The sequence below is a fragment of the Amycolatopsis sp. 195334CR genome (genome assembly GCF_017309385.1).
In the GTDB taxonomy this organism is placed as follows: Bacteria; Actinomycetota; Actinomycetes; order Mycobacteriales; family Pseudonocardiaceae; genus Amycolatopsis.
The window spans coordinates 3,071,802-3,095,642 of record NZ_JAFJMJ010000001.1; the positions used below are offsets into that span (position 1 = coordinate 3,071,802).

The window sequence follows — 23,841 nt, forward strand, 5'->3', positions numbered from 1 at the left end:
CGCATGATCGCGCTACGGTTCGAAAATCACCGACCGGAGCGCGCCGATGGCCGCGGTCTCGGCCTCGTGGATCACCCGGAGCCGCGTGCCGAGTTCCTGGAACAGCACGTGGACCTCCTTTGTGGACAGTGGGCAGACGGCGTCGTGCTGGGCGCGGAGCATCCACAGCTCGGCCGCGGCCTGCCCGGCCGACTGCTGCATGGCGTCACCCTCGGTGAAGATGCCGCCGGAGATCGTCGAGGCCAGGTCGCGCATCCGGGCGAACGGCTCGATCTTCGGGTCGAGCGCGGTGTCGGCGAACTGGTGCCAGAGCCCGTTGATCTCCTGCCAGCGGTGCGCCTGCTCGGCGAGTTCGGGGAGGTCGAGCACGACGGCCGCTTCGGCCAGCGAGGCGGCGAACAACCCGCGCAGGCTGCCGCCGGTCATCCCGGCGGGCGTAACACTGTCCCAGATGGACAACAGCGTGCCGGTCAGCCCGCCGCGGTCGGCGAAGATGGTCGGCCAGCCCTTCGGCTTCTGCTCGTCGGTGAGCAGGCGCGCCCATTTGGCCCAGGCGGGCAGGGAGAAGGAGGCGGATTTGGCGGAGAGCCGTTCGGCGCATTCGGTGAGTCCGCCGCGCACCGCCGCCCGCAGGTCCGCCGCGCCGATCCCGTCCTCCGGCGGCAGCAGGCGGACCAGCAGGTTCTGGTAGGAGACCACGCGGCTGCGGGCCCGGTCGAAGGCGGCGCGCTCCACCGTGAGCGGCGCCAGGTTGCGGTCGTCGACCAGCACCCGGCCGTCTTCTTCGCCGTAGGCCACCACGAAGTGCCCGCCCATCGCCTCGGTGCTGGCCGGCAGGTGCCAGTAGCCGAGCAGGTAGCGGTCGGGCAGCACGATCGCCGGGTGCCCGGCGGCCAGCTCGGCGGTCAGCCGCTGCGCGGCGCCGGCCGCGCCACCGGTGGTGTGCACCTCGGCGGGTACGCCCAGGCGCTCCACTGTGGACTCCAGCCAGGCCTGCGGGTACTGCCAGCGGCCGCGGAAGCCGAGCACCAGCGGCTTGTTGCCGTCGTGCTGGAACTCCCACAGGATGTAGCCCGCGCCGATGCCGCCGGAGCAGGCGAACACCAGCGCCTCGCTCAGCGGTGTCCCATCGGGACCGTGGAATCCCTGCCCCGCCAACACGTTGGTCACCGCCGAGACGTCCGGCTGGATGCCGCCGCGCAGTTGGTGCCCCTGATCGCCCACTGGCCGTCCTCGGTGCCCTCGCCCGTTGGAAGCGACCAGTAAATTACGCGGCGGCGGCTACGTCAACGGACAGCGGCTAAAGTGGAGCGATCACCGGGATCACCTCGCGCGCCAGGTGCTCGACCGGAGCGATCCGTTCGGCCCCCGGCGTTCCGCCGATCACCGCGTCCACGCCGAGCCCGGCCAGCCGCCGCAGTTCCCGGACCAGCTCGTCAGTTCGCTCCCCGTGCTCACCGGTGACCAGCGGGTGGTACACGGTTTTGGTGATCTCGTCGTAGTTCCGGCCCTCGCGTTCGCAGTGCGCCCGCAGCACGTCGAGCTTGTGCTCCAGATCGGGCGTGTTGAACAGGTTGCACGCCTGCCCGTACTTCGCCACGAAGCGCAGCGTCTTCCGCTCGCCGCCGCCCCCGATCATGATCGGCGGGTGCGGCGAACTCAGCGCCGGCGGCGAGTTCAGCAGGCGCTCAGCCTCGACGTGCTTGCCGGAAAACGGTTTTTCGCTGTCCGACCACATCGCCAGGCAGTACCGCAGCGCGTCCTCGAGCAGTTCGAACCGCTCGGCGAGCGGTGGGAAGCGGAAGCCGAGCCCCCGCGCCTCCTCCTCGTTCCAGGCCGCGCCGACACCGAGCATCGCGCGCCCGCCGGACAGCACGTCGAGCGTGGTGACGGCCTTCGCGAGCAGGCCGGGGTGGCGGAAGTAGGCGCCGGTGACCACGGTGAGCAGCTTGACCCGCTCGGTGTGCGCGGCGAGGAAGCCCAGCGTGGTGTAGGCCTCCAGCATGTCCTTCTCCGGCGGGCCGAAGAGGTGGATCTGGAAGAAGTGGTCCATCACCGCCAGGTAGGCGAAGCCGCCCCGGTCGGCGGTGCGGGCGATCTCGGCGAGGTCCGCGCCCAGCCGCGCGGGTCCGCCCTCGAAGGTGAAGTCCGGAATCTGCAGCCCGAGTTCCATGACCGCAACGTACCGCCGTGGTCACCTCCGGTGACCGTAACTTCAGCGGGGCTTCACCCGGGCTTCAGAACCCGGCGATGGCGAGCAAGGAATCGCGCTGCGGGTCGGCCACGTAGACGATGCGGGTGTGCTGGTCGACCGCGACGTCCCCGGCGTTGGTGCCGAGCGACAGCTCCCCGGTCACCTTGTTCTCCCGGCCGTCGATCCGGACCAGCCCGTTCGGCCCGCCGTTGGTGTAGACGGTGTCGCTGGCCTGGTGCACCGCCACCGAGGAGGCCGCGCTGCGCAGGAGCACCGTGGCCGTCTCGGCCCTGGTCGCGCCGTCGACCACGGACATGTGGTGGATCCCGGAGTTCGCCACGTACAGCGTGTTGCTCGCCTCGTGCAGGTCGAGCCCGGCGGGCGCGTTGCCGACCGGCGCGGCGCCGACGAAGGTCTTGCCGACGGTGTCCAGCACCTCGACCGTCCGGCTCCGGTCACCGGTGAAGTAGGCGACCCGGCGGCCCGCGTCCACCCGGACCCCGATCAGCGGTCCCGCCGGCCCGGACAGGGTCTCGCGCAGCGTGTCGCTCACGCCGTCGAGCACGGTCACCGCGCCGGCCGGGCCGCCCGCCGCGTAGATCGTGTTCGCGTTCTCGTCGACATCCACAGTGGACGTTCCCGGCCCGGCGGCGATCACCCCGAGCACGGCGTTGCTGTCCCCGTCGAGCACGGTCACCGTGCCCGCACCGGGGTTGGCCGCGTAGACCCGGCCGGTGCGCTCGTTGACCGCGATGTCGCTGAGCGGGCCGCCGACGTCGACGGTGGCGATCACCAGGTTGGCCGCCACCACGGTGATCGAGCGGCTCCCGGCCACGTAGACCGCGCCGGTGACGGAATTCACCGCGACCGCGGCCGGCCGGTCGCCGACGGCGATGGTGACCACGTCCTCGGCGTGCGCCGGGGGCGCGGTGACCAGTCCGATGGCCAGTAACAGGGTCGAGATCAGCTTTGCCCGCATGGAGTCCTCACTGGTCAGCCGTGGGTAGCGCTCCTGTCGCGTGGTGTCACGATCGTCTCGACCCTAACTCCGCTCCCGGGTGACCGCCGGTTGTGCCGGACGCCCGACCGGGTGAGGATCCTGCTGGAACCTCGTGCGGTCCGCACGCGTTCTGACTCCGGGAGGCCCGGTACGCGAAGGGAGGCGGCCACCAGTGCACAAGCACCGGAACGGGGTGCGGACCGCCCTGCTGCTGGGCCTGCTCAGCGCGTTGATCATCGCGATCAGCGCCGCCTTCGGCCGCGGTGCTCTGCTGATCGGCCTGGTGCTGGCGCTGGGCATGAACGGGTTCGCCTACTTCCGCTCGGACAAGCTGTCGCTGCGGGCCATGCGCGCCCGGCCGATCTCCGAGGCGGAGTACCCGGCCATCCACCGCATCGTGCGCGAGCTGGCCACCAGCGCGCGGCAGCCGATGCCGAGCCTGTACCTGAGCCCGACCGCGGCGCCGAACGCCTTCGCCACCGGGCGCAGCCCGCGTCACGCGGCGGTCTGCTGCACCACCGGCATCCTGGAACTGCTCGACGAACGTGAGTTGCGCGCGGTGCTCGGGCACGAACTGGCCCACGTGTACAACCGCGACATCCTCATCTCCTCGGTGGCCGGGGTGCTGGCCAGCGTGGTCAGCGTGGCGGCCAACGTGGCGATGTTCGCCGGGGTGTTCGGCGGAAGTGACCGCGAGGACGACAACCCGCTGGTCACCCTGCTGCTGGTGCTGGTCGGGCCGATCGCGGCGGGCATCGTGCGGATGGGCGTGAGCCGCTCGCGCGAGTACGAGGCGGACGCCTCCGGCGCGGCGCTCACCGGGGATCCGCTGGCCCTCGCCGCCGCCCTGCGCAAGCTCGACGCGGGCACGAGGGCGGCTCCGCTGGTCCCCGAGCCGAAGCTCGTTTCCCAGTCACACCTGATGATCGCGAACCCGTTCCGGCCGGGCGAGAAGTTCTCCCGCTGGTTCTCCACCCACCCGCCGATCGCCGAACGCGTCCGCAGGCTGGAGGAACTCGCCCGCCGCGGCTAGGCGCTGTCCGGCAAGTCACGCTCGCGGTCTTCGCGCCCAGGCGGCCCCTGGCGGCACGGCGGCTTCGGCCGAGTACGGCCAGTACGAGGCCGAATCCGCCGCACCGCCAGGAACCACCTGGATCACGAAGCCCATCGAGCAGACTTGCCGGACAACGCCTAGTTGGCTCCCGCCGACTTGGCCACCGCCATCAGGTAGTCGCCGTAACCGGACTTCGCCAGCGCGGCACCGAGCGCGAAGCACTCGTCCGCGGTGATGAAGCCCATGCGCAGCGCCACCTCTTCGAGGCAGGCGATCCGCACGCCGGTGCGGTGCTCCAGCACCTGCACGAACTGCCCGGCTTCGAGCAGCGAGTCGTGCGTTCCGGTGTCCAGCCAGGCGAAACCGCGGCCGAGGTCGACCAGCTTCGCCCGCCCGGCACGCAGGTAGGCCAGGTTCACGTCGGTGATCTCCAGCTCACCGCGTGGCGACGGCTTGAGCGAGCGCGCGATCTCGACCACTTCGTTGTCGTAGAAGTAGAGTCCGGTGATCGCCTTGTTCGACTTGGGGTGGGCAGGCTTCTCCTCGATGGAGACCAGTTTGCCGTCGGCGTTCACCTCGCCGACGCCGTAGCGTTCCGGGTCCTTCACCGGGTAGCCGAACAGCACGCAGCCATCCAAAGTGGACACTTCGGTCTGCAGCCTGCTGGAGAAACCCTGGCCGTAGAAGATGTTGTCGCCGAGCACGAGGGCCACGTCGTCGCCGCCGACGAAGTCCGCGCCGATCACGAACGCCTCGGCGAGGCCGTTGGGGCTGGGCTGCTCGGCGTAGCTGAAGTTGAGCCCGAACTTGCTGCCGTCGCCGAGCAGGCGCTGGAAGTTCGGCAGGTCGGCCGGGGTGGAGATGATCAGGATGTCGCGGATCCCGGCGAACATCAGCACCGAGATCGGGTAGTAGATCATCGGCTTGTCGTAGACCGGCAGCAGCTGCTTGGAGACCGCCTGGGTGATCGGGTGGAGCCGGGTTCCGCTGCCCCCGGCCAGCACGATGCCCTTCATGCGTCGTTCCCCCATCTCGTCTCGGCTGCCACCGGAACACAGTATCGGGTCATTTACATACATACAGTCTGTATGTAACCTTGGGGCATGGAGCGAAGCCAGGAATTGGGGGTGCCCGCGGCGGTCGAACTGCCCCAGGGCACGGTGCGGTACTTCGAGCGGGGCGCCGGGCGGCCCGTGGTTTTTGTGCACGGACTGCTGGTCAACGCCGAGTTGTGGCGGAAGGTGGTGCCCGCCGTCGCCGAAGCGGGGTTCCGCTGCATCGCCCCGGATCTGCCGCTGGGCGCACACGAACTGCCGTTGCGGCCTGACGCGGACTTGAGCCCGCCTGGAGTGGCGGACCTCATCGCGGACTTCCTGGACGCGTTGGACCTCCGCGATGTGCTTTTGGTGGCGAACGACACTGGCGGTGCGCTGACCCAGCTGGTGCTCACGCGACGGCCCGAGCGCGTGGGCGCCGTGGTGTTCACGCCGTCCGACTGCTTCGAGAGCTTCTTCCCGCCGATCTTCGCGCCGCTGCCGAAGCTGGCGCGCGTGCCGGGGTTCGGCTTGCTCACCGCGGCCCTGTTGCGGGTGAAACCGTTGCAGCGCCTGCCTATCGCATTTGGCTGGGTGGCGAAGCACCCGGTGGAGGACAGGATCATCCGGCGTTACCTCGAACCGGCGTGGCGCAGCGCCGGGGTGCGCCGCGACCTGCGCCGGTTCGTCCGCCGGGTGAGCAACCGCTACACGCTGGAGGCCGCGCCGAAGCTGGCCGCGTTCGGCAGGCCGGTGCTGCTCGCCTGGGCCGGTGAGGACAAGCTGTTCCCGCTGCCGCTGGCGCGGCGGTTCGCCGAGGCCTTCCCGGACGCGCGGCTGGTCGAGATCGAGGACTCCTACACCTTCGTGCCGGAGGACCAGCCGGGCGCGCTGGCCGGGCACATCGTCGAGTTCGCGGGCGTCATGGCAGATTGACCGGGTGAGGCGAACGCAACGGGACCGGTCGGCGGGAACGAAGAACGCGCTGGTGACCGCGGCGCGCGAACTGTTCGCGGAACGCGGTTACCAGGCGGTGCCCGCCGACGAGATCGTGCGCGCGGCCGGGGTGAGCCGGGGTGCGCTCTACCACCACTACGGCGACAAGCAGGGGCTCTTCCGCGCCGTGGTCGAGGAGCTGGAGCAGGAGGTCACCGACGCGATCCGCGCGGAGATGGCCGCCCAGCCCGACTTCCTCACCGGCATGGCCGTCGCGCTCACCGCGTTCCTCGACGCCTGCTCACGGCCCGAGGTGCGGCAGATCTCCCTGATCGACGGCCCGTCCGTGCTGGGTTGGCAGGCGTGGCGCGAACTGGAGGCGCAGTACGGGCTGGGGCTGATCGAGGAACTGGTGGGCACGGCGATCGAGCACGGCCTGTTCGAGCCGCGGCCGGTGAAGGTGCTGGCGCAGCTGGTGCTCAGCGCGGTCGCCGAGGCGGCGCTGATGATCGCCTACGCGGACGACCCGGTCGCCACCCGCGCCGAGGCCGAAGCGGCGCTCGGCGCGTGGACGGCCGGGTTGTTGCGGGATCAGAACGCCGGGCCCTTGCCGAAGTAGGCGCGGCACATCCCGTTCGGCTCGAGGTCGGCGGCGATCTGCAGCACGTTCGTGCCGCCGTCCACCGGGAGCAGGGTGGAGCTGTAGTTCGGGCACCAGTGGTCGATCGGCTTGGTGACGCGCACCGGGGCGGGCAGCTCGTACCACGGGCCGGCGCCGAAGTTGTCGTTCGCGAGCAGGGTGGCGCCGTTGCCGGGCAGGGGATCGCCGTTGGAGCGCACGAAGATCTGGCCGACCATGAGCAGTCGCGTGCCGTTCGCGCCGCCGGGGAACAGCGTGATGGTCTGCGCGTGCTGGAAGTGGCTGCGGTCGTCGGTGGTGATCTGCGTGCCGGGGGCGCCCGGGTCGCCGAAGTTGGCGCCGTCCGGGGAGATCTTGTAGTACGGGTCGCAGAAGTGGCTGCCGTAGTTGCAGATCTCGTAGCCGAAGTAGTAGCGGCCGTCGGGCAGCCGCCGCACGATCGGCATGCCGGGGCGCACGCGGTGCGGCGGGATGGCCATGGTGCGCTGCTTGGTGCCCCACTTGAGGCCGTCGGCCGAGCCGATCCGGTTGAGCACCTGGGCGAACTGCGGGGCCTCGGTCTCGTCGGCGAAGTGCAGCCAGAGCGTGCCGCCGGCGTCGACGGTGAACTCGGGTTCCCAGATGCCGTCGTGGTTGTGCGAGCGGGCGGCCTCGGAGAGGAACTCCCAGTCGCGGCCCCCGTTGCGGCTGGCCCAGACCTTGAGCGCGATCCGGCGGCTCGGGCCGGCGTTCTGGCCGTAGCTGGCGGCCCAGAGCAGGGTGCCGGCACGGAGGCGGCCGACGCGCTGCGGAAGTTCGTAGAGGGTGCCGCAGCACATGCCGGTGGCGCCCTCGGGGTCGCGGATCTCGCTGATCTGGCGGAAGGTGGCGCCCTCGTCGTCGCTCTGGAACACCGGCGCGTACCGCCCGCGGCCGTCCTCGCTGGTCATCGCGGCGAGGATGCGGCCGTTGCGGGTGCCGGAGTGCTCCAGGCGGATCAGCCGGGGGTATGAACCCATGCCCTCGAAGAGCAGCTTGCGGTCGGCGGTCGCGGCCTGCACGGGACTGAGGAGGCTCCCGAGGACCGAGAGCGAAACCAGCAGGACCAGCCCGGTGAACACGCGGCGCATCGAACCCCTCTCGGACGGCGACCGCGCGATTACACCACGTCGTGCTCGCGATTCCCGGCTACGTCGCCCGCCCGGGTGACGCCCCGGTTCGGGGCGCCACCCGGTGCCGCGTCACCGGTAGTTGGTGAACTGCAGGGCGATCTCGAAGTCCTTGTTCTTCAGCGCCGCGATGACGTCCTGCAGGTGGTCCTTCTTCTTGCCGGAGACCCGCAGCTGGTCGCCCTGGATCTGGGCCTGGACGCCCTTGGGGCCCTCGTCGCGGATGAACTTGGCGATCTGCTTGGCCTTGTCCGAGGCGATGCCCTGCAGGATGCGGCCGCTGACCTTGTAGATCTTGCCGGAGAGCGCGGGCTCGTCGGCCTCGAAGGCCTTCAGGGAGATGCCGCGCTTGATCAGCTTCTCCTTGAACACCTCGACCGCGGCGAGCGCGCGCTCCTCGGTCTCGGCCTCGATCGCGATCGCTTCCTCGCCGGCCCACTCGACCTTCGCGTTCACCCCGCGAAAGTCGAAGCGGGTGGCGAGTTCCTTGCCCGCCTGGTTGAGCGCGTTGTCCACCTCCTGCCGGTCGACCTTGCTCACCACGTCGAATGAGGGATCCGCCACTGGTTCTCACACCTCGTCATCGCACTAGTCGGTCGGCCCAGCCTAGCTTGAGGAGACCGGGTGCCGACCCCGCCACGTCGGCCTGTATTCTCTTCCTCGGCCGGTTGATCCGGCTACGGCAGGTTGCCCGAGCGGCCAAAGGGATCTGACTGTAAATCAGACGGCTTCGCCTTCGGGGGTTCGAATCCCTCACCTGCCACACCAGCCAGATCGGCCCGGTGACCTGCGAAAACAGGACGCCGGGCCGATCTTGCTGTGTGCGGCCGTGTGCGGCCACAGGCAGCCGTTTGCGGCGGCTCGCCCCAAATGCGCCCCGACGTTTCAGAGCCCGTCCAGCGCGCGCTCGACGCGGTCCCGGGCGGCTTGCTCGCCTCCGTCGAGGCACTTCGCGTAGACGCGTAGGAGGACAGAGAGACTGTGCCCGGCCCACTTCGCGACCCTGGTCGGCTCCACCCCGCCGTTGAGCCACGTCGACACCGCGGCGTGGCGTAGGTCATACGGTCGCTTGGCGAGTGGGCCGGCGGCTATCTCCGGCGTGAAGACGCGCTCCCGAGCTGCTGCCCACACACGGCCGTAGACCGTGCTGCCCACCCGGCCGCCGTCGCGTGCGCCGCGAAACAGGCGTCCGTCTCGTGCTGTGCCGAACCTGGCCATGTGCTCGTGAAGCAGCTCGGTGAGCGCAGGTGGACAGGGCACCGTTCGGCCAATGTCCTTCTCCCGATGCTTCAGCGGAGCCAGTTCGTTCGCGGTGCCGGAGTCCGTCCACTCCCGACCGATCTCGGGCCGGGCGCCTTCCAAGTGGAGATCTCCCCAACCCTTCTCCGGCAACGACAGGTTGTGCTTGCTGAGGTTGGTCACTTCCTCCGGTCGCAAGGCCGCGTAGTACATGAGCCCGAAGAACGCGACCAGCCGGGGTCCCTGCTTGCTGACCTCGTTCACGGCTTCGAGCAACATCCGCCCCTGCATCGTGTTGACCACGGACTTCGGGTCGACCTCGTGCAGTACGAACTTCCGCTTCTTGGTCTTCACCTCCTGCAGCGGATTCGCCGTGAGTAGCTTCTTCTCAATCGCGTAGTCCACGGCGTTCCCCAACGTCACCCGCCGGATTCGAACCGTATTCGCGGCTGCCCGCTCACCGTCCAGCCGGAGATCGAGAGCGCGGAGCAAGGTGCGCAGGACATCCGGGTTGGTCAGCTCGTCCACTCGCCGGCTTGCTCGGCTTGCCTGCGCGATCGCGTGCTGAACCTCGCTCGGGTGCTCGTTGTCGCGGGCCTTGGTGTTGAAGGCGATCTTCAGTGCCGTGCGCAAGGTCCGCGGTTCGACCGGAACCGTCCCCTTCAGCATCGGAACCGTGATGGTCATCAACGATTCCGCGAGCGACTTCCGGTACTTGGGTGACGAGTCCGGCCACTTCATGTCGGCGTACTTGCAGGCGAAGTCGAACCACGTCATGGTCTCGGTGGTCCGAATCATCGAGACGGGCAGCCCAGTCACGACGTCGAATGCCAACCCGTCGCGTGACGCAGTGACCAGGCGAGAACGGAAGCTGTCCGCCAGGGCGTAGGTCTCGAAGGACTCGCCGAACTTCTTGCCGCCCACGAGCCACCGGACGCGGTAGGTGGTCTTGCGCTTCCCGGCGTACTTTTCGATCTTCCAGATTCGGACGTTGTAGCTCGTGTCCATCAGGCGGCCTCCTCGCACGTGTCCAGCCAGTTGTCGAGGTCGATTCGCCGGACTCGGATCTCGCCGTTCGGGAGCTTGATGCAGCGGGGCGCGCGCTTCTTGGCGCGCCACTCGTAGAAGGTGCGGCGGGAGATTTCCAGTTCTTCGCAGAGCGCGGCAATGGTGAGGTGCTGGCGTTTGGCAGCCATCGGTGTTGTTTCCCCTCGTCGCCGGCGGTCGCGCGGATCGCGCGCTGAGGCCGCCGGTGCGGTGTTGAAGTGGTTCAGGAGGTGTCCGCTACTGCCGCTACCTGGGCTACTTGCCTGCTCAGGCGGGTAGCGGATACGGAGGGGGTAGCGCTTGGGGCCGCTACCCGATGCCCACCTGAGCCGGGGGTGAGGTGCCGGAGGTAGCGCTTGTTGCCGCTACCCCACCCGTATCCGCTACCTCGTTGACCTGCTCGGTAGCGGAAGTAGCTCCGGTAGCGGCAGTGGGCAGGTAGCGGCTCCACGCGTCCGCGAGCCCGCCGGGGCCGGTGGCGCGGTAGCCCTTCGTCACCTTGCCCCCGGGTTGCTTGATGTCCTTCGACGCGACGCCGTACGGCTTGAGTTCCTTGGCGAGCCGCCGTGCGTCGAGCGCCTTGCCCTTGCCGTCGAGGTCGGCCCAGTCCGCCTCTTCGAGGCTGCACAGCGCGTCCAGGATCTCGACGGTGGTCAGCTTGTCGGTGTCGTGCCGGGTGAACAGCTCGTGTAGATCGGCAAGCAACTTCAGGCGGACCGCGCCGCCGCTGCGGTTGGTGTTGGCCGCTTCCACGAAGTGCGAGCAGGCAGCCCGCGCGGTGGTCGGCCAGTGCGCGCCGGCGGCATCGGCCAGGGCGATCAACGGTCGCCAGATCTCCGCGGACCGGTCGCGGACGCCGGGCGGCATGGCCGGTCGGCCCTTGCTCACCTTGTCGGTGACGGTGGCGACCCACGCGGCCAGCATCTCCCGCAGCGGCTCGGCTTCCTGCTCTACGTCTTCCTCCCAGAACTCGTCCACTTCCTCGTCCTCGCGCCGCCGCTGCATGTGGACGGTGATGGCGCGGGTGGTGATGGTGTCGGGCATGTTCCCGGCGATCCCCGCGAGCGCGGCCGGCGCGTAGACGGGAAACCGCTGCACCTTCATGGCTTTGGCGTCACCGACGCACCGCGGGATGGTCGCCGACCGCTTGTAACCCGCGTTGAGCAGCGCACGTAGGTCCTCGGTGTTGCCGCCGTTCTTCGGGTTGAAGATCGCATCCACCTCGTCGAACAGGATGGTGATCGGCCCGTCGTTGACCATCCGAAACAGGGCGGCGGCGGTCGCGGACATCGTCATTTCGGGCGACCGCACGAGGAACTGGGCGACTTCGAGCACCCGGGTCTTGCCGCTCCCCGGCTCCACCGACGACAGGATCAGCCTTGGCGTGACGTAGAAGTGGTCAGCGGCGTGGGTGTGCGCGTACCAGAGCGCGAGCATCGGCGCGCAGTGCTCGGACGGAAAGATGTTGAACCTCCTGACGAACGCGGTCACCCGGTCGAGCACTTCGTGTCCCGGCAGCACCGTCGCGTGCTCCGTGCGCCACAGGGCTTGGCAGTTCTCCGAGCAGAAGTCGTCGGACGGTGAGTCGGCCAGCGAACGTCCGCACTTCACGCACGTGCCGGCGGTCGCACCGATCGCCGCGTCGATGGCGGATACGGCGGTGTCCACGGCGGACATCAGGCCGCGTCCTTTCGGCGTGCCACCGGGTTCGCGGCCCCGGCCGTCAGCCCGGCGTCGACAACGCGCGCCACTTCCCGCGCGTTCGGCGGCCAGTGCGCGGACCCGATCAGCGTCTCGCCGGCGGCGACCAGTTCGGCGCGGGCCACTGCGGTATCGATGATCTCGGCGCCCACCTTGCGACCGATCGTGTACGCGGCAGACGACAGCACGCCGTTGTAGCTGCCTGGCTCCGCGTCTCGCACCCGCTTCACCTCACCGGCGAGCGCAGCCATCCCGTACGAACTGGTGTCCCGAGAGCGGATCTGCACGGGCGCTGAGTCGGCCGCTGCGGGCTTCTCGGCGCACGCCTGGACCAACCAGGCGGGCAGTGGGACCGGCTCGGTGTCGTCGGCGAGTTCGTAGCCGCCTTCCGGCAGGACCGATCCGGCCGCCACCACGTAGCCGCCCCACGCGCGGGTGTCCACATTGGCGCACACGTGCTTCTGCGTGCTGCGCAACCGGACACCGGGCGGGCTGGTGAAGTACAGGTGCCGCCCGCCGGTCGGAGTGGTCACGGTGTAGGTGTCGGGCAGCGGCCCGCCGCGCTGAGCGGCCAGCTCGGCGAGTGTGGTGGCACCGTCCACGCCGGACTCGCCTCCCTTCGGCACGTCGAGGTCCACCACGACCAGACTGGCCGGGCCGGTGGCGATTCCGATGTTCCAGCGCTGCCCGTCGGCCCAGGCGGAGCGGACCAGCTCGGCGTCGGTGGTCGCGCGGCGTTCCGGCGTCCAGTGCCCTTCGGCGCACCGGCCGGTCCGCGGGCAGTCGGCTTCACGGTGGCCGGTCGGCTTCTTGGTGTTCGGTCGCAGTGGGAAGACGTGCCAGCCCATCGAAGCGAAGTGGAGCGCCCAGGCGAGCATCGGACTGCTTGCGGTCGCGGAGTTCATCGTGATGCCTTTCGATGACTTTGGGTAGTCGAAGTTGGGTATGAGGTGCCGCCGCGATGACCCGAGCGATCGCGCGTTGTGGGTTAGTTCGGCGGGTTAGGTCGCGGAAACGGGGTTAGGTTCCTAACCCGGCGGGTTACCGCGTATACAGCCCTCTTGAGCTGCGAAAAGTTAGCTGGGTTAGGCGGTTAGGTCGGTGCGGAACACTCGGTTGAGTGCTGGATTCCGGCGTTTCACAGGCACCCGCACCGACCTAACCTCGCTAGTCCTCGTCGTCCAGATCCGCGGTCGCCTGCTTGGCCATAGCCTCACGGATAGTCACCGGATCGACGGGGTAGCGGTTCTTCGAACTGGGGACCTTGACGCCGATCGCTGCCAGGTCGGCGCACAGCCGCGTGCCGGTGAGACCGCGGTAGGCGGGCCAGTCCGGCGCGTGGTTGCTCAGCAGAACCGCCACCTTCGCGGCTGGAACCGGGTCGGCGTCGAGCACATCGGAGATGTCTTCGAGCAGGTCCCGCTTCGCCTCGATCTGCCGCGCCGGCGCAGTACCGCCGGGCAGTTCACCGCGCTTGGCGACCGCGGCCATGGCGCGCTCGATGATCGGCGTCACCTGGTCGTTCTCCCTTGCCACGTCCAAGAAGTAGACCTGCACGATGTCGGAGCGCTCCCCCGTGAAGCCCTTGACCACGGCGGTTCCCTTGTCGGTGCCCGGGATCAGCTCGGTGGCGCGGTGCCCGGCCGCGTAGGCGCCCTGGCCCAGCAGCGCATCGTTCGCCACGTGGTCACCGACCGCGAACGCGACGCCGTTCGAGCAGTTCCGCGTGACGTCGCGCGGCATGCTGTCCTTCGTCGGCGCCTGGGTGGACACGAGCAGGTGAATGCCGCGCTTCCGTCCCAACCGGACGATGTCCACCAGGAGTTGCGCAATCTCCTTGCCGTACTGGCTGTGCTGGATCGCAACGTGCGCCTCTTCGAGCAGGCCGAACAGCGGGTGCAACCCGACGTTCTTGCTGGCCAGCTCACGCGTGACGGCCGGGACCTCGTACTTGATCAGCAGTTCACCGCGTCGCTGCACCTCGGCGTGCAACTCCCGCAGGTGTTCCAGGATCTCGGCAATCTTCTCGTCTTCGGCGCCCATGACGTACCGGGAACACCGCGGCCTGAACGCCTCGAAGTCGAAGTTCGCATCGGGAACCCAGATGCGCAGTTCGGCGGTCGGGTCGAGCGCGGCGCCGGCCATAATGACCCGCGCGGCGCTCGACTTGCCCTGACCAGGCATGCCGCCGGTGATCGTGTTGCGCTCCATCAGCGGGGCCAGGATCGGCTCACCCCGCAGCGTCTTGCCGAACGGCGCGCCCTTGAACACGTCCACGGTGCCGTCTTCGAGAAGCGGATACGGCCCAGCACCCTCGGCGAGCGCGCCCTTGTCCGCCACCCACAGGTCCAAGATCCCGGCTTCGCTCCCGGTGGTCGGCCACACCTCCTTGGACAGTCGGTGCAGGCCGGTCGCCAGGTCAGCCCGTCGTCGCGCCACCTTCTCCGCGGTGACCCCGGCGGGAAGTCGGACAATCGCGTGCGTACCGCGCCCATCCCGGCGGGCCGGAGTGATGAACTGCAACGGCAGCCCTTCCTTGAGATACGCCGTGACCTGCGGAATTCGGAGCGCGGATAGCGCGCGGGCAATCGTGGTCTCGTCGATCGTGACGTCTCCGTCCGCATCGGAAGAGGTGGCGAGCCAGCTCGGCGCCTGGCCGCGTCGGCGTCCCTCACGCCATGCCGCGAACAGCACGCCGGTGCTCACCACGTACGGCGCGACCAGGATCAATGGTGTCCACGCCCAGGCGATCGCACCGAACGCCCACCGAAGTCCGCCCAACACCCCGCCGATCACGCCGAAGAACGATCCGGCGTCGGAGAGCTGCACTAGGAGGCCGATCAGCAGGACCAGCACGACCAGGGCTGCTAGGCCGATCAGCCCGGCTCGGGTCATGCCCCTGATCAGCTCCGGGAGGTCCATCAGCCGCTTGTGCCGACGTTCCTTGACCTGCTCCATCCGGTCGGTCCACTCCTTGATCTCGTCCACGTTGCCGACCGCCTCAGCGGCTTTGATCTGCCGCCGATACACGCCGAGCGTGGACGCGTCCCAGGTCCGCCGTGCCCACGACTCGAAGCCCTGCACGACCGTCATCCCGTGTCCGAGAGCGGCCTTGGTCCGGTCGTGCGTCGCCGCGGTTCGCATCACGCGGCCGGTGGCGACCACGGTGTTCCCGTAGGCGCGGTAGCGCTCGATCGCCTGGCGCTTCTGGCTGGTCAGCCGCGCGAACTCCTCGGCGCTGACGAGTTCGCCGTCCAGCACCTCAGGGTGCCCCGGCAGGTAGTGGACCTGAGCCAGCTCGGTCGATTCGTCGGTGGTGCTCACGCCGCGTTCCCCTTCCGGTATTCGTCCCGCAACTGCCTGGCTCGCGCCGGCGAGCAGCGCAGGGTCTTGCGGATCGACTCCGCCGACTTCGGGTCGATCGAGTCGGTGGCCACCGCGTCGGCGAACTCCCGCCGGAGGTCAGTGAGGGTGCGCTTCTGCCGCTGCGGAGACGGGTGGGTCGGGGTCGATTTACGCTGGTCGCCGGAGCGATCGAGGGTCGCCACCGGTCCGGCGTCCACCTCCGGGATTGAGGGTCGAGCCTGCGTAGCCAGCCACGCGGACACCTCGTCGCTGAGCACTTCGGCCAGCTCCGCCGGCGGCTCAACCGGCATGCCGGGCACGACGGCTTCGACCAGACGTCCGCGCCCGCTGAGGCAGTACCGACCGGGCACGTAGACCAGGCTGGCGCGGCCCGCCGCGTCGATCTCGGCAACTGCCTGCCGGACTGCCGCGCGCTGCACCTTGGCCACCTTGCGCGCCGCACGACGGTCTACCCGAGCGGCCCGCCGATCGGCAGCCGCCCGCCGGGGTGCCGCGGTCACGAGCTGGTGAGCGAGTACGCCGGCGATCGAGGCGACGCCCATCACCACCGCGGCGGACATGCCCCGGCTGAGCCCATGCAGCACATTGAGCCCGAAGGCGACGAGCGCGAACATCCACACGCCGGCCTGCAATGCCCACACCGGCCGGTCCGGGTGCGCCCGCCGGGACGCGGTGGTTGCCACGGCGAACGCCCACATGCCCAGTTCGGAGAGCACAGGCAGGACAACCCCGGTCGCGTTGCCGTAGACCTCCCACCCGAAGAGGGCCATCGACGGAATGGCCATGAGCGCGCTGGCGATCGCGAGCGGGTAGATGAGCAGGTCCACCGTGTGCGCGGTCGCCCAGGTGCGAAGTCGAGCCCAGAACGCGGTCCGCCGTGCGGCCTTGGCCTCACGCTCAGCGCGCTTCTGCTTGGTCAACAAGGCCGCGTCGGCACGGGCCTGCTCGGCCAGCGCGTTGCGCTCGGCGATCCGCCGCGCGCTGGCAGCGTCCGCGTTCAACCGGTCCTGTTCGGCTTCCGCCGCGCGGTTCGCTCGTCGTTCGGCTGCCCAGTTCATGCGCTGGCCTCCGTCCTGGTCTCGTCCTCGGTGGCGGTGGCCTCGATCTGCGCGGGGCGCTTCGGCGGCATCCGCCGGATGGCGCGCACCTCGAAGACGGCCCAAACCGCGGCGGCCGGTGCCGCCAACAACGCAATCCAGCCGTTCACGGTCAGCCCGAGCAGGAGCGGGACCGACACGGCGGAGAGCTCGCCGAAGTGCCACACGGTCCACTGCACGGCCAGTTCGGTGCGCGTCTGCTCGCGCAAAACGGTCTCGGTGGTCTCGGTCATCAGGCACCTCCCGAAGGCGTGGTGTGTGCGAAGAAGTGGTTGATCGGGCTGGTCGGCTTGGCACTGGCCTGCCGCACGGCGTAGCCGTCGATCCGGCGCATGACGCCTTCGAGCACGCGAGCGAGCAGTACGAGCGGGATGCGGATCAGGTGCAGGGTCAGGAACAGCGCCACCGCGCCGGCGAACCGCAGGAGAGCCGCGGTGCCGTAGCGGGACAGGACGTCGAAGGTGCTCATGCCGCCACCCCCGCCGTATCCGCGTCGAAGCAGTCCCAGCACCGGCGAGTCGAGGTCGGCACGACGTAGGGCTTGACCCGGTTGCAGCCGCCGCACGTGCGCCGCGCCTGGTTGGCTGCGTCGAGCTGCCCCGGCCGGAACGGGCGGACCTCAGCCGCGAGTTCGACGGAGAACAGCTCGGCCACCGTCTCGTGCCTGAACGGCTTGTGGTGGCGGAAGACCAGCAGCGCCAACGGGTCCTGCCCGTTCGGGCGGAGTCCGGCGTCCCGGAGCTGTGACTTGGTCAGCAGCACGGAGGGAGCTTCACCCCAGGCGAATACGGGAAGGCCGTCGAGGAAGCCGCGGCACAGGGCCACGTGGTGAATCCGGCCGTCGAAGACGGTTACCACGGTCTGCTTGCGGTTGCGCGGGTTCACCGGTCCTCACCACCGGCGATCCGAGCCAGCTCGGCGGCGGCCATCTTCTCCAACCGGCGCGCTTCGAGGATGTGCCAGGCAGCGCGCTTCCAGTCGTCCAACGAGCAGTCGGGAAGCGAGGTCAGGTCGGCAACGCGGCGGTGCCACTGGGCACGCTCGTTCAGGCAACCGGCGATCTCGCGCTTGACGGTGGTGTCGATGAGCGCGTTCAGGGCATGCGGGGTGTAGACCACCCGATCGCCGACCACTATCTGGGCGAATCGACGCGCGCGGGGGCTGATCCGGGCGCGGAGCTTGCCTACCATCGTGTTCCTCTCCGTGTAGCCATGCGACTGGTTGGGGAGACCCGGCCCGGTGGGCTTGTTCTTGGCGGGATGGGCCGCCGGTCCGGGGTCAGAAGGGGTGAGCAGCAAGCGGGTCATCGGTTGTCCCGTACGACCGGCTGCAAGATGTCTCGGTGAACCACCGACGTGGCGATCCCCGCGCGGTTGAGCGCATTCGTCAGCTCGTTGGCCAGCACAACCGACCGGTGGCGTCCACCGGCACAGCCGAAGGCGACGATCACCTTGCGCCGGCGCGGATTGTGGAGCTGGTGAAGCACGCGAGTGGTCTCCAGGACGCTCGCCAGTACATCGGCGGTGCCCGGGGTGTCGAGCACGTGCTGGCGGACCCGCGGGTACAGGCCGGTCAGCTCACGCATGGCGGGGTCGGCGGCCGGGTTGTGCAGGCAGTTCCGCAGGTCGACCACCAGGTGCGCGTCTCGCGGCGGAGCGTCGTGCAGGTAGCCGAACGACTCGACGTTGACCTTGATCAGTTCATTGACGGGGCAGTAGCCGATGACGCGCTCGTTCATCACGCGGCCTCTCCATCGAACGAGGCGGCCGGCACCTGGACCGGCAGAGACCGCAGCACCTCACGACCGGAGCGGCGACGGTTCCGGTGGGCACGGCGGGCGTCGGTGAAGCCGTGCAGGAAGGCGTGCATCGCGGCCTGCTCGTCCTCGGTCAGCTCCAGTTCCGCGGTCTGCGCGAGCCGGTCCAGCTCCGCGTCCCGGTCGATCTCCATACGCTCGAAGGACAGGGCGACAGCTTCCTGAACAGCGAAAACGTCGTCCCAGTCGAACCCATCGCAGGCGGCTTCGGCTCGGCGGCGGCTGATGTGTGCGGACCTCATCGGGAGTTCCTCTCTGCTGACTGACATAAAGCAATCTATATCAGTATGAGTCAGTTGCAAGACTGGCATTCGGGTGAACTATGTCGGTGTGAGTCAGATTCGCTAGACTGCGCAGATGGACGCCAACACGGCTGGTATGGCCGTCTACGAGCGTGTTGCCGAGTCGATCCGGGAGGACATCCGAGCCGGGGTGTTGAAGCCGGGAGACAAGCTCCCCGGCAACCGCGACCTTGCCGAGAAGTACGACGTCGCGCTGGGCACGGCGCAGAAAGCCTTGCGGCGACTGCAAGATGACGGTTGGTTGACCGCGACACCCGCGGTCGGCGTCTTCGTCAACGAGCTGCCTGCCGAGACCGGCCGCCTGGACGTTGCCGCGGAGTTGCGCGAGCTTCGACAAGCGGTCGCTGATCTGACTGAGCGGGTGCAGCGCATCGAAGAGGGCACGGGGAAGTCCTAGTTGCCGATGTGCCCGAGGAACGCCGAAACGCCGTCGATGACGCTGGTCGCCCAGGCGAACAGGTCCTTGACCCATTCCGCGGTCGGCCCCGGGTGCTTCACGACCAGCGCGGCCAGAGCGAGGAGGACCACGGTGCCGATGATCTTGGGCAGGATGCCGCCGCCGGTCTCGGGGACGATGGTGGGGGTCTTGCGGGCCATGTCTCGCTCCGTTCTCTTCGTTCCTGGCCACTCCGTTCGGTGGCGTGATCAAAGAAAACCGCAGCTCGGAGGACGTAGGCACCGCACTTTCGAAGACCGTCCGGGACGTCCTTGCGTCAGAACGCGTCCCGTGGAAACGTCCGAAACGTCCCGGGAAGTGGAGGGTCCGGAGCGTGGCAAATGATCGGTTCCGCACGGCGATGCTGGCGGCCAACCTGACCGTGGAGACGCTGGCCGCCAAGGTCGACGTCGACCCGAAGACGGTGGACCGGTGGATCAGCAACGAGGATCGGCGACCGCACCGCACCACGCGGCACAAGCTCACTGAGCTGCTCGGCGTGCGGGAAGCGGACCTGTGGCCCGCGCTCGCCGGAGACTCCCGGCCGACGCCGGTCGAGTCCGAGCTGGTCCACCTGTACCCGTCCCGATCGGCTATCACGGGGGCGAACTGGGAAGCGCTGCTGCACGGCGTCCGCGAGCAGATGGACGTACTCGTGTTCTCGGGGGCGTTCCTGGTCGAGCAGTACAACTTGGTGCCGCTGATCAGGCAGAAGGTCGCTGAGGGCGTGCGTTTCCGGCTTCTCGTCGGTGATGAGACGTCTCCTGCGGTCATCCAGCGTGCTCTCGACGAGAAGACGCCCGGCGGGCTGGAAGGCCGCATCCAGCTCATGCGCCGGTACCTGTCCGACGTCGTCGACCTGGACGGTGTCGAGGTCCGAACGCACGGGACGATCCTCTACAACTCGATCTACCGATTCGATGATGAGTTGCTGGTCAACGGCCATGCCCATGGCGCGCTTGCAGGTCAGAGCCCGGTTCTGCACCTGAAGCGCATCCCGTCCGGCCAGATGTGGCAGCACTACATGCGCTCGTTCGAGCGGGTGTGGTCGGTCGGCGTTCCCGAGACCAGCTAGGAGAGCGGCTATGGCACGCGTGGACTACTTCGACGACCCGAACGCGCCGGCCGCGAACAGCGTGGTCCCGTCGGTCACTGTGGTGATCCGGGACGATGCTGGCCGCGTGCTGCTCATCCACAAGATCGACAACAACCTGTGGGCACTGCCCGGCGGCGGGCACGATGCCGGCGAGCGGATCACGGACACCGCGGTCCGGGAGGTGCGGGAGGAAACTGGCCTGGACGTCGAGATTGTTCGCCTGATCGGCACGTACACGGACCCCCGGCACGTCATGGCCTACGACGATGGGGAGGTCAGGCAGCAGTTCTCGTTGTGCTTCGAGGGCCGGTGGACCGGGGGACAGCCGCGGGAAGACGGCACGGAGACGAAGGCGGTGCGGTGGGTCGAGCCCGCGGACCTAGACGGCCTGAACATCCACCCGTCGATGCGCCTCCGCATCGACCACGGCCTGGACACCGGCCGGACGGCGCCCTACCTGGGTTGAGCCTTCGCTAGGCGTTCCTCGGTGCGCTGAACAGCCTCTTTGAGGATCGGCGCGGCCTTCACCCAGGTCCGATGAACCGGGTCCTCCGGCAGGTAGCGCTCAAGGATTTCCGCAATTCGCTCGTCGTAGGTCAGCCGCTCGCCATTTGGCCCAGTAGTTAAATCGGCTGTGACGAGGGCGTCGAGCGCGGGCGTGTCTTCGAAGAGGAAGACACTTAGCTCTTTGCTGAGATTTCTCTCCTTGGCCTCGAACCTTGCGCCCGAGTGGTGCGCTACGAGGTTCACGACCGCGTTCGGCCAACCGTGAGCTTGGAGATAACGCGCCCCGTCCAACGGATGAAAGCCTGTGTGTCCAATTTTTGGACTGTATCCGATGTCGTGAAGCCATGCTGCGCTGACTAGATCGTTACGCGCAGGCTCCGGTATCGCGATTGACAGTCGGTGGGCGGCTTGAGCTACAGCTTGAACGTGGAGCCAGCGACGGCCAAGGGGGTACGTGAACTCCCGGCCGGTTTCCATCGCCCGCTCGATTGTTGCTGACATGCGGACTAGTTTAGCTCAACGTTGGTACTTGACAGTTATAACGATCGTAATCCTCTCCGGCGTGAGAGCTGGAAGCTCGGCTATCGGCTGCTAGAGTGCTTGACTCTGCAGTCAAGAGGAGGTGTCCGAGGGCATATGGCGACAGTTTCTCGTGTTCGAGTTGAAGGCTTAGCGGGTCAAAAGAAAATAATAGATGTTTCTTTGAATCCCGGAGTAAACGTTTTTTATGGCGCAAATGGGAGTGGTAAGACTTCCTTTCTGAAGTTACTTGATCGAGGTATTCGAGCGTCCGTGGAAGGCCTTCATCGAGTGAGGTTCAATGTTGCCACGCTTGAGCTAAAGGCGGGCCTTCCAGGGCGAAGCAAGTCGCTTACTCGGACCATTGATCGTACGCCTCTTCAAGATCCGGCATTAATGAGAAAATATCGGCGTGCGATCTTGGATCGCCAAGAGCATCTGCTGAGGGTCTCGGATGTAACCGATGATTTCAGTCCATCATTGTTCGACGAGTCGGTAATCGCGCCTGCTGTGCTTGAGTGGACTACGGTTCCGAAAGGAAAGGAATCGGAAAGGTCGCTTGGGGTTAGATATCTTCCGACATCGCGTATTACTGGCCATCAAGGCAGCTATCCTCGGGTTCGTAACCGCGGTGGTCCGGTCGAGATTCTAGACGAGGCCCAATATGACCAAATGTTTGCGGAGACAATCCAGGGTATTTGGGAGAGGTACTCCAGGCGCGAGCTAGTTCGGGTGCGTGAAATTCAGCAAGAAGGCATAGCTGCAATCCTCAATTCCGTCATCGCCCGCTCGCAGGACGGGCATTTGAAGACCACTTATGAACTAAGTTCGCGCGAAGCTTACGACTTGGTTCATAGGTTCTTTCTGTCGCAGAACATCAAGATGAAAGCCAACCTTAAGCAGTTCACGAGTTCGTACGAGCGCGAGAACGTGCTTCGCGGCGTGGTTGAAGAAATAATTGACGTCGAAGAAAAAATTGTAGAAGCTCAACGTCCTTCTCGTAAAATTGAGTCTATAGTAGATGAGTTATTCTTGGGAAGGAAGCATCTTGATCTTGCTTCTCGTCAAGTGTCTATCGAGTCGAGTGGGCACGGTAACATACCTCTTGAATTATTGTCGAGCGGGGAGAAGCAACTCATCCTCATTCTTCTTGAAACTGCGGTCGCGGAGAAGAATGCCATCATTATCGACGAGCCGGAACTTTCGATGCACGTCGACTGGCAGCGGAAGTTAGTTGACGCGATGCGCACGGTAAACCCGGACGCGCAAATAATCATTGCGACTCACTCGCCTGAAATACTCGCAGACCTACGTCCTTCTGAGATCTTCGAACTTTAAGGGGGCGGCGGATCATGAGCATGCCTTCGTGGAGTCCGCGCGCTTTCGAAATGCGCGTTAAGATGGCTATGAAACCGACAATTTTCCTCGTGTTTGAAGGTAAAGAGACTGATCCATGGTTCTATGAGCAGCTTGTTGCGAAATCCAAGCTGCGCGGCGAGTATGAGTATGAACTGCAGCCAGTAGAGCTGGTAGATGTTGAAAATGGAGACAGATCTGGCGGTAAAGCTCGTGTTCTCAATCTATATAAACGGATGAAATCCTCGGGGTCGCTAGATGTCAAAACAAGTGGGGGAAGAAAAGTGGTGATGTTCTGCGTGGACGCTGACCATGACCGCTTAACTGGAAGGTACATTAGGTCTAAGTATGTAACATATACGCGCCACGCGGACGCTGAAGCGGAGTTGTTGAATAGTTGCGACATTGTGAAGCTTATTCAAGTATTGACCTCATCCGGTAAGGCTGAAGCTGAGAAGTTTGCGGCGAGCATTGAGGGTTGGCAAGAAGAACTTGCGAAGAACTGGCGTGAATGGTTTTTCGTATGTCTGATTGCTCTTTTCTCGGGCGTGGGAGGACCTCGGGTTGGTGCGCCGCCGGTTGGTGCTAAGAGGGTCGCGGGGGATTGCGATGCGGATCACGTCAAGGCCACTCTGGTTAAAATGCGGCAAAGGTCGACCAGTTCTGCATCTTGGCAAAATGCGAACCGCTTGGCTAAATTGAAACTGGACCGCTATTATGATTCTGGACGCGAACGCGAGTTGCTGAAGGGAAAGTGGCTGGCAGCAGTGCTGAAGGGGCTTATTGATGGTTACTCTAGGAAAAATGGCGGCGGGCGAGTTCGCAGTGACGAAAGCATTTATGTAGCTATTCGAAGTGTTGCGGATTTCAGTGGTCGTTGGACTTCATACTATACGGCCAGGTTTGACGCGCTGGCAGGGATCGGTGAAGCGTCTTGAGGTAGATTTATCACAGTCAACCGTGTTGGGGTTGCTGGCGCGAAGAGGCCCTGAGTCGTCTGCACCACATCCGCTCGCTCCTCACCATCTCGTTTGCTCTGTTCGTTGAAAGCCCAGCCGGTGCGTTGACCGGCCGCGTGCCTCTCATCAAACGGTACGGCGTTGATGACCTCCAGCGAACGGCGAACCCAGCTGCTTGTAAGCAACAGTCAGGAGTTCGGGTCCGCTTGGCGGCTCCCGGTTGGCCGGGGATCTCTGTAGAGCGGAAGCGTTGCTTGCCCGTTCCAGGCTCAATCACACCGGTTACGCCGACTACTGGCTGTCCTCCGTTTCGTTCGCCCTCTCAGGGCAGCCCCGTCGAGCTGCATAGCGATCCGGCGCTCCGGGCGCCGAGTATGCCCCGAAGATCGGCTGA

At 66.8% G+C, this 23,841-nt stretch carries 28 protein-coding genes and 1 tRNA gene; 9 read left to right on the forward strand and 20 right to left on the reverse strand.

Translation table 11 applies throughout. The features are described 5' to 3' along the window. Positions 1-12 precede the first annotated feature (12 nt). From JYK18_RS15070 to JYK18_RS15080, 3 genes are all read right to left on the reverse strand, one after another. On the reverse strand, positions 13-1,224 hold the full coding sequence (locus tag JYK18_RS15070; protein WP_307795914.1) for a BtrH N-terminal domain-containing protein: 1,212 nt from the start codon (positions 1,222-1,224) through the stop codon (positions 13-15). Positions 1,225-1,300: 76 nt separating this feature from the next. Then, entirely contained in the window at positions 1,301-2,173 is an 873-nt protein-coding gene (locus tag JYK18_RS15075; protein WP_206802671.1) for an LLM class F420-dependent oxidoreductase, read from the reverse strand. Positions 2,174-2,237: 64 nt separating this feature from the next. Further along, entirely contained in the window at positions 2,238-3,173 is a 936-nt protein-coding gene (locus JYK18_RS15080) for a YncE family protein (protein WP_206802672.1), read from the reverse strand. A gap of 193 nt (positions 3,174-3,366) precedes the next feature. On the opposite strand from JYK18_RS15080, the gene htpX reads away from it, so the two are divergent. Beyond that, positions 3,367-4,227, forward strand: a complete 861-nt coding sequence (gene htpX, locus JYK18_RS15085) for a zinc metalloprotease HtpX (protein ID WP_206802673.1) — start codon at positions 3,367-3,369, stop codon at positions 4,225-4,227. A gap of 158 nt (positions 4,228-4,385) precedes the next feature. Here the strand turns inward: htpX and rfbA are convergent, their stop codons facing one another. Continuing rightward, on the reverse strand, positions 4,386-5,264 hold the full coding sequence (gene rfbA / locus JYK18_RS15090) for a glucose-1-phosphate thymidylyltransferase RfbA (protein ID WP_206802674.1): 879 nt from the start codon (positions 5,262-5,264) through the stop codon (positions 4,386-4,388). Positions 5,265-5,351: 87 nt separating this feature from the next. Here rfbA and JYK18_RS15095 point away from each other — a divergent pair, with 87 nt between their 5' ends. Both JYK18_RS15095 and JYK18_RS15100 read left to right on the forward strand, forming a co-directional pair. Further along, positions 5,352-6,218, forward strand: coding sequence for an alpha/beta fold hydrolase (locus JYK18_RS15095; protein ID WP_206802675.1), 867 nt, complete (start codon positions 5,352-5,354; stop codon positions 6,216-6,218). 4 nt (positions 6,219-6,222) lie between these two features. Then, a complete protein-coding gene (locus JYK18_RS15100; protein WP_206802676.1) occupies positions 6,223-6,837 on the forward strand; it encodes a TetR/AcrR family transcriptional regulator in 615 nt (204 codons plus the stop codon). Here the strand turns inward: JYK18_RS15100 and JYK18_RS15105 are convergent. Both JYK18_RS15105 and JYK18_RS15110 read right to left on the reverse strand, forming a co-directional pair. Then, positions 6,810-7,967, reverse strand: a complete 1,158-nt coding sequence (locus JYK18_RS15105; RefSeq protein ID WP_206802677.1) for an exo-alpha-sialidase — start codon at positions 7,965-7,967, stop codon at positions 6,810-6,812. The genes JYK18_RS15100 and JYK18_RS15105 overlap by 28 nt on opposite strands. 111 nt (positions 7,968-8,078) lie before the next feature. Next, positions 8,079-8,570 (reverse strand): YajQ family cyclic di-GMP-binding protein, encoded by a 492-nt coding sequence (locus JYK18_RS15110; RefSeq protein WP_206802678.1) that lies wholly within the window; start codon positions 8,568-8,570, stop codon positions 8,079-8,081. A gap of 117 nt (positions 8,571-8,687) precedes the next feature. Here JYK18_RS15110 and JYK18_RS15115 point away from each other — a divergent pair. Beyond that, positions 8,688-8,769, forward strand: a tRNA-Tyr gene (locus tag JYK18_RS15115). Between the two features lie 122 nt (positions 8,770-8,891). On the opposite strand, the gene JYK18_RS15120 is transcribed toward JYK18_RS15115, so the two are convergent. The 12 genes from JYK18_RS15120 to JYK18_RS15175 all read right to left on the reverse strand — a co-directional run bounded on the left by JYK18_RS15120 (position 8,892) and on the right by JYK18_RS15175 (position 18,514). Next, complete coding sequence (locus JYK18_RS15120) at positions 8,892-10,253, reverse strand: tyrosine-type recombinase/integrase (RefSeq protein WP_206802679.1); 1,362 nt, start codon at positions 10,251-10,253, stop codon at positions 8,892-8,894. After that, entirely contained in the window at positions 10,253-10,441 is a 189-nt protein-coding gene (locus tag JYK18_RS15125) for an AlpA family transcriptional regulator (protein ID WP_153036086.1), read from the reverse strand. The genes JYK18_RS15120 and JYK18_RS15125 overlap by 1 nt, the downstream gene beginning before the upstream one ends. 160 nt (positions 10,442-10,601) lie before the next feature. Then, the gene (locus JYK18_RS15130) at positions 10,602-11,969 is read right to left on the reverse strand and encodes a DUF3631 domain-containing protein (RefSeq protein ID WP_206802680.1); all 1,368 of its coding nucleotides are present in this window, start codon (positions 11,967-11,969) and stop codon (positions 10,602-10,604) included. Further along, positions 11,969-12,871 carry a bifunctional DNA primase/polymerase gene (locus tag JYK18_RS15135; protein ID WP_242579128.1) on the reverse strand — a complete coding sequence of 301 codons (903 nt, stop codon included), beginning with the start codon at positions 12,869-12,871 and terminating at the stop codon, positions 11,969-11,971. Before JYK18_RS15135 ends, JYK18_RS15130 begins: the two co-directional genes overlap by 1 nt. Before the next feature lie 289 nt (positions 12,872-13,160). After that, a complete protein-coding gene (locus JYK18_RS15140; protein ID WP_206802682.1) occupies positions 13,161-15,317 on the reverse strand; it encodes a cell division protein FtsK in 2,157 nt (718 codons plus the stop codon). Beyond that, positions 15,314-16,417, reverse strand: coding sequence for a hypothetical protein (locus JYK18_RS15145; RefSeq protein ID WP_206802683.1), 1,104 nt, complete (start codon positions 16,415-16,417; stop codon positions 15,314-15,316). The genes JYK18_RS15140 and JYK18_RS15145 overlap by 4 nt, the downstream gene beginning before the upstream one ends. Beyond that, on the reverse strand, positions 16,414-16,689 hold the full coding sequence (locus JYK18_RS15150) for a hypothetical protein (RefSeq protein ID WP_206802684.1): 276 nt from the start codon (positions 16,687-16,689) through the stop codon (positions 16,414-16,416). Before JYK18_RS15150 ends, JYK18_RS15145 begins: the two co-directional genes overlap by 4 nt. Continuing rightward, the gene (locus JYK18_RS15155; protein WP_206802685.1) at positions 16,689-16,925 is read right to left on the reverse strand and encodes a hypothetical protein; all 237 of its coding nucleotides are present in this window, start codon (positions 16,923-16,925) and stop codon (positions 16,689-16,691) included. Before JYK18_RS15155 ends, JYK18_RS15150 begins: the two co-directional genes overlap by 1 nt. Further along, positions 16,922-17,341 carry an RRQRL motif-containing zinc-binding protein gene (locus tag JYK18_RS15160; RefSeq protein ID WP_206802686.1) on the reverse strand — a complete coding sequence of 140 codons (420 nt, stop codon included), beginning with the start codon at positions 17,339-17,341 and terminating at the stop codon, positions 16,922-16,924. Before JYK18_RS15160 ends, JYK18_RS15155 begins: the two co-directional genes overlap by 4 nt. Continuing rightward, complete coding sequence (locus JYK18_RS15165) at positions 17,338-17,763, reverse strand: hypothetical protein (protein ID WP_206802687.1); 426 nt, start codon at positions 17,761-17,763, stop codon at positions 17,338-17,340. Before JYK18_RS15165 ends, JYK18_RS15160 begins: the two co-directional genes overlap by 4 nt. Further along, the gene (locus JYK18_RS15170) at positions 17,760-18,194 is read right to left on the reverse strand and encodes an RNase adapter RapZ (RefSeq protein WP_206802688.1); all 435 of its coding nucleotides are present in this window, start codon (positions 18,192-18,194) and stop codon (positions 17,760-17,762) included. Before JYK18_RS15170 ends, JYK18_RS15165 begins: the two co-directional genes overlap by 4 nt. Then, positions 18,194-18,514, reverse strand: coding sequence for a hypothetical protein (locus tag JYK18_RS15175; protein ID WP_206802689.1), 321 nt, complete (start codon positions 18,512-18,514; stop codon positions 18,194-18,196). The genes JYK18_RS15170 and JYK18_RS15175 overlap by 1 nt, the downstream gene beginning before the upstream one ends. A 115-nt stretch (positions 18,515-18,629) precedes the next feature. On the opposite strand from JYK18_RS15175, the gene JYK18_RS15180 reads away from it, so the two are divergent. Continuing rightward, positions 18,630-18,971 (forward strand): winged helix-turn-helix domain-containing protein, encoded by a 342-nt coding sequence (locus tag JYK18_RS15180; protein ID WP_206802690.1) that lies wholly within the window; start codon positions 18,630-18,632, stop codon positions 18,969-18,971. Here JYK18_RS15180 and JYK18_RS15185 read toward each other — a convergent pair. Continuing rightward, positions 18,968-19,171 carry a hypothetical protein gene (locus tag JYK18_RS15185; protein ID WP_206802691.1) on the reverse strand — a complete coding sequence of 68 codons (204 nt, stop codon included), beginning with the start codon at positions 19,169-19,171 and terminating at the stop codon, positions 18,968-18,970. The two genes, JYK18_RS15180 and JYK18_RS15185, sit on opposite strands and share 4 nt — an antisense overlap. Positions 19,172-19,371: 200 nt before the next feature. Between JYK18_RS15185 and JYK18_RS15190 the strand changes: the two genes are divergently transcribed. Together JYK18_RS15190 and JYK18_RS15195 are read left to right on the forward strand one after the other, a co-directional pair. Then, positions 19,372-20,085: a helix-turn-helix transcriptional regulator gene (locus JYK18_RS15190; protein ID WP_242579130.1), complete on the forward strand. Its 714-nt coding sequence runs from the start codon at positions 19,372-19,374 to the stop codon at positions 20,083-20,085. Positions 20,086-20,095: 10 nt separating this feature from the next. After that, positions 20,096-20,572 carry an NUDIX domain-containing protein gene (locus JYK18_RS15195; RefSeq protein WP_206802693.1) on the forward strand — a complete coding sequence of 159 codons (477 nt, stop codon included), beginning with the start codon at positions 20,096-20,098 and terminating at the stop codon, positions 20,570-20,572. Here JYK18_RS15195 and JYK18_RS15200 read toward each other — a convergent pair. Then, the gene (locus JYK18_RS15200; protein WP_206802694.1) at positions 20,560-21,114 is read right to left on the reverse strand and encodes an HD domain-containing protein; all 555 of its coding nucleotides are present in this window, start codon (positions 21,112-21,114) and stop codon (positions 20,560-20,562) included. The two genes, JYK18_RS15195 and JYK18_RS15200, sit on opposite strands and share 13 nt — an antisense overlap. 135 nt (positions 21,115-21,249) lie before the next feature. On the opposite strand from JYK18_RS15200, the gene JYK18_RS15205 reads away from it, so the two are divergent. Next, positions 21,250-22,470 carry an ATP-binding protein gene (locus JYK18_RS15205; protein ID WP_206802695.1) on the forward strand — a complete coding sequence of 407 codons (1,221 nt, stop codon included), beginning with the start codon at positions 21,250-21,252 and terminating at the stop codon, positions 22,468-22,470. Between the two features lie 14 nt (positions 22,471-22,484). Further along, positions 22,485-23,426 carry a DUF4435 domain-containing protein gene (locus tag JYK18_RS15210; RefSeq protein ID WP_206802696.1) on the forward strand — a complete coding sequence of 314 codons (942 nt, stop codon included), beginning with the start codon at positions 22,485-22,487 and terminating at the stop codon, positions 23,424-23,426. The last annotated feature ends 415 nt before the right edge of the window (positions 23,427-23,841 follow it).

Excerpts from the sequence above, each read along its gene's own strand:
- JYK18_RS15075 (WP_206802671.1), bottom strand. The coding sequence starts at position 2,173 with ATGGAACTCGGGCTGCAGATTCCGGACTTCACCTTCGAGGGCGGACCC.
- JYK18_RS15080 (WP_206802672.1), bottom strand. The coding sequence starts at position 3,173 with ATGCGGGCAAAGCTGATCTCGACCCTGTTACTGGCCATCGGACTGGTC.
- rfbA (WP_206802674.1), bottom strand. The coding sequence starts at position 5,264 with ATGAAGGGCATCGTGCTGGCCGGGGGCAGCGGAACCCGGCTCCACCCG.
- JYK18_RS15095 (WP_206802675.1), top strand. The coding sequence starts at position 5,352 with ATGGAGCGAAGCCAGGAATTGGGGGTGCCCGCGGCGGTCGAACTGCCC.
- JYK18_RS15105 (WP_206802677.1), bottom strand. The coding sequence starts at position 7,967 with ATGCGCCGCGTGTTCACCGGGCTGGTCCTGCTGGTTTCGCTCTCGGTC.
- JYK18_RS15120 (WP_206802679.1), bottom strand. The coding sequence starts at position 10,253 with ATGGACACGAGCTACAACGTCCGAATCTGGAAGATCGAAAAGTACGCC.
- JYK18_RS15125 (WP_153036086.1), bottom strand. The coding sequence starts at position 10,441 with ATGGCTGCCAAACGCCAGCACCTCACCATTGCCGCGCTCTGCGAAGAA.
- JYK18_RS15130 (WP_206802680.1), bottom strand. The coding sequence starts at position 11,969 with ATGTCCGCCGTGGACACCGCCGTATCCGCCATCGACGCGGCGATCGGT.
- JYK18_RS15135 (WP_242579128.1), bottom strand. The coding sequence starts at position 12,871 with ATGCTCGCCTGGGCGCTCCACTTCGCTTCGATGGGCTGGCACGTCTTC.
- JYK18_RS15145 (WP_206802683.1), bottom strand. The coding sequence starts at position 16,417 with ATGAACTGGGCAGCCGAACGACGAGCGAACCGCGCGGCGGAAGCCGAA.
- JYK18_RS15150 (WP_206802684.1), bottom strand. The coding sequence starts at position 16,689 with ATGACCGAGACCACCGAGACCGTTTTGCGCGAGCAGACGCGCACCGAA.
- JYK18_RS15155 (WP_206802685.1), bottom strand. The coding sequence starts at position 16,925 with ATGAGCACCTTCGACGTCCTGTCCCGCTACGGCACCGCGGCTCTCCTG.
- JYK18_RS15165 (WP_206802687.1), bottom strand. The coding sequence starts at position 17,763 with ATGACCCGCTTGCTGCTCACCCCTTCTGACCCCGGACCGGCGGCCCAT.
- JYK18_RS15170 (WP_206802688.1), bottom strand. The coding sequence starts at position 18,194 with ATGAACGAGCGCGTCATCGGCTACTGCCCCGTCAATGAACTGATCAAG.
- JYK18_RS15175 (WP_206802689.1), bottom strand. The coding sequence starts at position 18,514 with ATGAGGTCCGCACACATCAGCCGCCGCCGAGCCGAAGCCGCCTGCGAT.
- JYK18_RS15180 (WP_206802690.1), top strand. The coding sequence starts at position 18,630 with ATGGACGCCAACACGGCTGGTATGGCCGTCTACGAGCGTGTTGCCGAG.
- JYK18_RS15185 (WP_206802691.1), bottom strand. The coding sequence starts at position 19,171 with ATGGCCCGCAAGACCCCCACCATCGTCCCCGAGACCGGCGGCGGCATC.
- JYK18_RS15190 (WP_242579130.1), top strand. The coding sequence starts at position 19,372 with ATGCTGGCGGCCAACCTGACCGTGGAGACGCTGGCCGCCAAGGTCGAC.
- JYK18_RS15195 (WP_206802693.1), top strand. The coding sequence starts at position 20,096 with ATGGCACGCGTGGACTACTTCGACGACCCGAACGCGCCGGCCGCGAAC.
- JYK18_RS15200 (WP_206802694.1), bottom strand. The coding sequence starts at position 21,114 with ATGTCAGCAACAATCGAGCGGGCGATGGAAACCGGCCGGGAGTTCACG.
- JYK18_RS15205 (WP_206802695.1), top strand. The coding sequence starts at position 21,250 with ATGGCGACAGTTTCTCGTGTTCGAGTTGAAGGCTTAGCGGGTCAAAAG.
- JYK18_RS15210 (WP_206802696.1), top strand. The coding sequence starts at position 22,485 with ATGAGCATGCCTTCGTGGAGTCCGCGCGCTTTCGAAATGCGCGTTAAG.